Below are 4,227 nucleotides of genomic sequence, written 5' to 3' on the forward strand. Positions count from 1 at the left end.
GCCAGCCTTTGGCGCGCAGCCGGCAGGCCGGGCACTCGCCGCAGCCATAGCCCCAGGCGTGCCGGGCGCCGCGCTCGCCGAGGTAACACGTATGCGAGTGCTCGCGGATCAGATCGACCAGCGCAGTCCCGCCGAGGTCGTGGGCGAGCTGCCAGGTCGCGGCCTTGTCGCGCCACATCAGCGGCGTGTGCAGCGTGAAGCTCTTCGCCATGCCGAGCGACAGTGCCCCCTGCAGCGCCTGCAGGGTGTCGTTGCGGCAATCCGGATAGCCGGAGTAATCGGTCTCGCACATGCCGCCGACGATGTCGGTGATGCCGCGCCGATAGGCCAGCGCCGCCGCGAAAGTGAGGAAGATCAGGTTACGGCCCGGCACGAAGGTGTTGGGCAAGCCGTCGACGCCCATCGCGATGGCGACATCGCGGGTCAGCGCTGTGTCGGAAATCGCGTTCAGCGTCGGGATCGACAGCGTGTGGTTGTCACCGAGCTTCGCGGCCCACTCGGCGCTGATCGCGCGGAAGCCGTCGAACAGCCGGTCGCGGCAATCCAGCTCGATCAGATGGCGCTGGCCGTAGTCGAAGCCGATGGTCTCGACGCGCGCAAAGCGCGACAGCGCCCAGGCGAGGCACGTCGCGGAATCCTGCCCGCCGGAGAACAGCACCAGCGCGGTCTGGTCGGAGATGGGATCGGTCATGCGGCTCGCATAGCACTGAGGCGCGCGGCGGCCAAATCACAGGATTTCGCTGGGACAGTGCGGCGGCTTGCGGCATAGAAGTGCCACCCTCGCCGCCTTGCCGAAAGCCGATCCATGACCCCTTCCCGCGACATCGCCCGCCTGATCGAGATCATGGCTCAGCTGCGCACCCCGGTGACCGGCTGCCCTTGGGATCTGGAGCAGGATTTCGCGACGATCGCGCCCTACACGATCGAAGAGGCCTTCGAGGTCGCCGAGGCGATCGCACGAAATGACCTCGACGATCTGCGCGAGGAGCTCGGTGATCTGTTGCTGCAGGTGGTGTTTCATGCGCGCATTGCGCAGGAGCGCGGCGCGTTCGATTTCGGCAGCGTGGTCGAGGCGATCACCGCCAAGATGATCCGCCGTCATCCGCACGTCTTCGCCGACGCGAACGGCAATGTCACGTCAGGCCACGTCGAAGGCGTGTGGGACCAGATCAAGGCGCAGGAGAAGGCCGAGCGCGCCGCGCGGCGCGGGCTGGACGCGCCGGACGACACCTCGGTGCTGGCGGGCGTCAAAGCTGGCCAGCCGGCGGTGTCGCGGGCGATGGAGCTACAGCGCAAGGCCGCCAAGGTCGGCTTCGACTGGAACGACCCGCACGCGGTGCTGGCCAAGATCCGCGAAGAGACCGACGAGATCGAAGCCGCGCTGGAGGCCGGCGATCAGGCCCACATCACTGAGGAGACCGGCGATCTGCTGTTCGCGCTGGTCAACCTCGCCCGCCATGCCGGCGCCGATCCGGAGATGGCGCTGCGCGGCGCCAACACCAAGTTCGAGCGCCGTTTCACCCACATTGAACGCGCCCTCGCCGCCCGCGGCAAGACGCCCGAGCAATCGACGCTGGCCGAAATGGATGCGTTGTGGGACGACGCCAAGCAGCTCGAACGCGACGGCTAGTTACACAGCCGGTTTCAGGATCGACCCGGACATCCTATCTGGTGGATGGAGTTTCAGCGGAAGGACGACACCGGCATCATGTTGTGGGCGGAAATCGGGATCGTGGCGGTGTTGATCGTCGCCAACGGTCTGCTGTCGATGTCGGAACTGGCCATCGTCTCGTCCAGGCCGGCGCGGCTGTCGATCCTGGCCCAGCGTAACGTGCGCGGCGCCATGCAGGCGCTGCGGCTCGCCGAGGATCCAGGCCGGTTTCTCTCCACGGTGCAGATCGGCATCACGCTGGTCGGCGTGCTGTCGGGAGCGTTCTCGGGCGCGACGCTCGGCCAGCGACTGTCCGAAGTGCTCGCGACCGCGGGCGTACCGTTCGCCGATATTCTCGGGGTCGGCCTCGTGGTGACGCTGATCACCTACGCCACGCTGATCGTCGGCGAACTGGTGCCCAAGCAGCTCGCGCTGCGCGATCCGGAATCGATCGCGGTGCGCGCGGCGCCGGCCATGGTGGTGCTGGCCAAGGTCTCGCTGCCGCTGGTGTTCGTGCTCGATATCTCCGGCAAGGCCATCCTGGCGCTGCTCGGCAAGGCCGGCGAAGCCGAGGAGCGTGTCTCCGAAGAGGAAATTCACACCCTGGTGCTGGAAGCCGAGACCGCCGGCGTCCTCGAGCCGGGCGAGCGCGAAATGATCGCCGGCGTGATGCGCTTGGGCGACCGCCCGGTCGGCGCGGTGATGACGCCGCGGCCGGAGGTTCACATCATCGACCTCGCCGATTCGCCCGAACAGATCCGTGCGGCGCTGATCGCCAGCCCGCATTCGCGTTTGCCGGTCGCCGACGGCAACAGCGACGACCCGATCGGCATCATCCAGTCCAAGGACGTGCTCAGCGTTCTACTGCGCGGCGAGACGCCGGATTTCCGAGCCCTCCTGCGCGATGCGCCGGTAATTCCGGCTTCCGCCGACGCGCGCGACGCGCTGGCCGTGCTGCGCAAATCATCGGTCCACATGGCGCTGGTCTACGACGAGTTCGGCGCCTTCGAGGGCGTCGTCACGACGGCCGATATCATGGAATCGATCGTCGGCGCCTTCAGCTCGGAGGAAGGACCGCCCGAACCGACCTACGTGCGGCGCGAGGACGGCTCGTACCTGATCGCGGGCTGGATGCCGGTCGACGAATTCGGCGACCTGCTCGGCGTGCCGCTGCCCGATCACCGCGACTACCACACCGTAGCCGGGCTGGTGCTGCACCACTATGGCGCCCTGCCCACCGTCGGCGACCGCTTCGTCTATCAGGGATGGCAGATCGAGATCGTCGACCTCGACGGCCGACGCATCGACAAGATCCTGGCTGCAAGGCTGCCGGATCCGGAAGCCTTGCCGTAGGACGAGAGCCGCGATCGCTTCCGGCCTTAACTCACTCCGCGCGTTAGAACGGGATGTCGTCGTCCATGTCGTTGCCGCGTCCACCGCTGACCGGCGCCGGACGACGCTGACCGCCGCCGGACGGGCCGCTCTGGCCGAAATCGCCGCCGGAGTCATCCCCGCCATAGCCGCCACCGCCGCTGCGGCCATCCAGCATGGTCAGGGTCGAGTTGAAGTTCTGCAGCACAACCTCGGTGCTGTAGCGCTCGGCACCGCTCTGGTCGGTCCATTTACGTGTCTGCAATTGGCCTTCGATGTAAACCTTCGCACCCTTCTTGAGGTACTGTTCGGCGACCTTGCACAACCCTTCGTTGAAGATCACGACCCGGTGCCACTCGGTCTTTTCCTTGCGCTCGCCGGTGGCGCGATCCCGCCAGGTCTCGGAGGTGGCAATTCGCAGATTTGCGATGGGCCGCCCGTCCTGGGTCCGCTTGATCTCGGGATCAGCGCCGAGATTGCCAATCAGGATCACCTTGTTCACGCTACCCGCCATCGCCGTCTCCTCCTCAATTCACACGACACACACCAACCACGGCACCCAGGCGCCTACCCGCCCGGCAAATGCGGCTGTCCCAGCGCTTACGCCGATCTCCCAGGCCGGAGCCATCGTCTTGAACCGAGTAACGCCCCCGAGCGCGTGGTTATCCACGATATGCAAGTATGTTCCAGTTTTGTTCGCCAGAAAACCCCATCTGGGCACCAGCCTGAAGTTTAGGCGGATTTTCCGCGTGTGTCCCGCTTCGGGAACCACCGTGAGCCGCCTTGATCACCCGCCCACCTTAGAATTTCCGTAAACAATTCATCGATTTCGGCGCCGCGTAGTTCGTCACGAAGTGTGGTTTTTGGGTGACGGTTTTTTCCGCAGACTCGCGTATGTTGACGACATCAGCGAGGGCGCTCGCGCACTGACATCCTGCTCGATCAACGGTGCAGCCGACGGGACCGGCCACGACGATACGGGCGAACACGACGAAGAGCTGGGGGATTTGAGATGAAAAAGTTTTTGCTGGGGACTGTTGGTTTGATCGCGATGGGCGCGGCTCCGGCCATGGCTGCCGATCTCGCTGCCCGCCCCTACACCAAGGCTCCGCCGATGATGGCGGCGATCTATGATTGGTCGGGCTTCTACATCGGCGCCAACGGGGGCTGGGGTACCAGCCGTGCGCGTTGGGATTATCTCGGCC

The 4,227-nt window shown here is 65.7% G+C and carries 4 protein-coding genes and 1 pseudogene; 3 read left to right on the forward strand and 2 right to left on the reverse strand.

All coding sequences use genetic code 11. The annotated features are described in order from the left end of the window. Nucleotides 1–691: 7-cyano-7-deazaguanine synthase QueC (queC, locus tag I5M_RS00955; protein ID WP_022719688.1), on the reverse strand; the 691-nt coding region annotated here is incomplete at its 3' end. A gap of 114 nt (nucleotides 692–805) precedes the next feature. Between queC and mazG the strand changes: the two genes are divergently transcribed. After that, nucleotides 806–1,630: a nucleoside triphosphate pyrophosphohydrolase gene (gene mazG / locus I5M_RS00960; protein WP_022719689.1), complete on the forward strand. Its 825-nt coding sequence runs from the start codon at nucleotides 806–808 to the stop codon at nucleotides 1,628–1,630. Nucleotides 1,631–1,708: 78 nt separating this feature from the next. Then, nucleotides 1,709–3,004 carry a hemolysin family protein gene (locus I5M_RS00965; protein ID WP_031334905.1) on the forward strand — a complete coding sequence of 432 codons (1,296 nt, stop codon included), beginning with the start codon at nucleotides 1,709–1,711 and terminating at the stop codon, nucleotides 3,002–3,004. A 43-nt stretch (nucleotides 3,005–3,047) separates the two neighbouring features. On the opposite strand, the gene I5M_RS00970 is transcribed toward I5M_RS00965, so the two are convergent. Beyond that, a complete protein-coding gene (locus tag I5M_RS00970) occupies nucleotides 3,048–3,536 on the reverse strand; it encodes a single-stranded DNA-binding protein (protein WP_022719691.1) in 489 nt (162 codons plus the stop codon). 498 nt (nucleotides 3,537–4,034) lie between these two features. Here I5M_RS00970 and I5M_RS31120 point away from each other — a divergent pair. After that, nucleotides 4,035–4,227 (forward strand): annotated as a pseudogene (locus I5M_RS31120) (hypothetical protein); the annotation flags it as partial.

This window comes from Rhodopseudomonas sp. B29, from assembly GCF_000333455.1.
Classification (GTDB): domain Bacteria; phylum Pseudomonadota; class Alphaproteobacteria; order Rhizobiales; family Xanthobacteraceae; genus Rhodopseudomonas.

Bases quoted from the DNA above. Each gene is read 5' to 3' on its own strand.
- mazG (WP_022719689.1), top strand. From the start codon at position 806: ATGACCCCTTCCCGCGACATCGCCCGCCTGATCGAGATCATGGCTCAG.
- I5M_RS00965 (WP_031334905.1), top strand. From the start codon at position 1,709: ATGTTGTGGGCGGAAATCGGGATCGTGGCGGTGTTGATCGTCGCCAAC.
- I5M_RS00970 (WP_022719691.1), bottom strand. From the start codon at position 3,536: ATGGCGGGTAGCGTGAACAAGGTGATCCTGATTGGCAATCTCGGCGCT.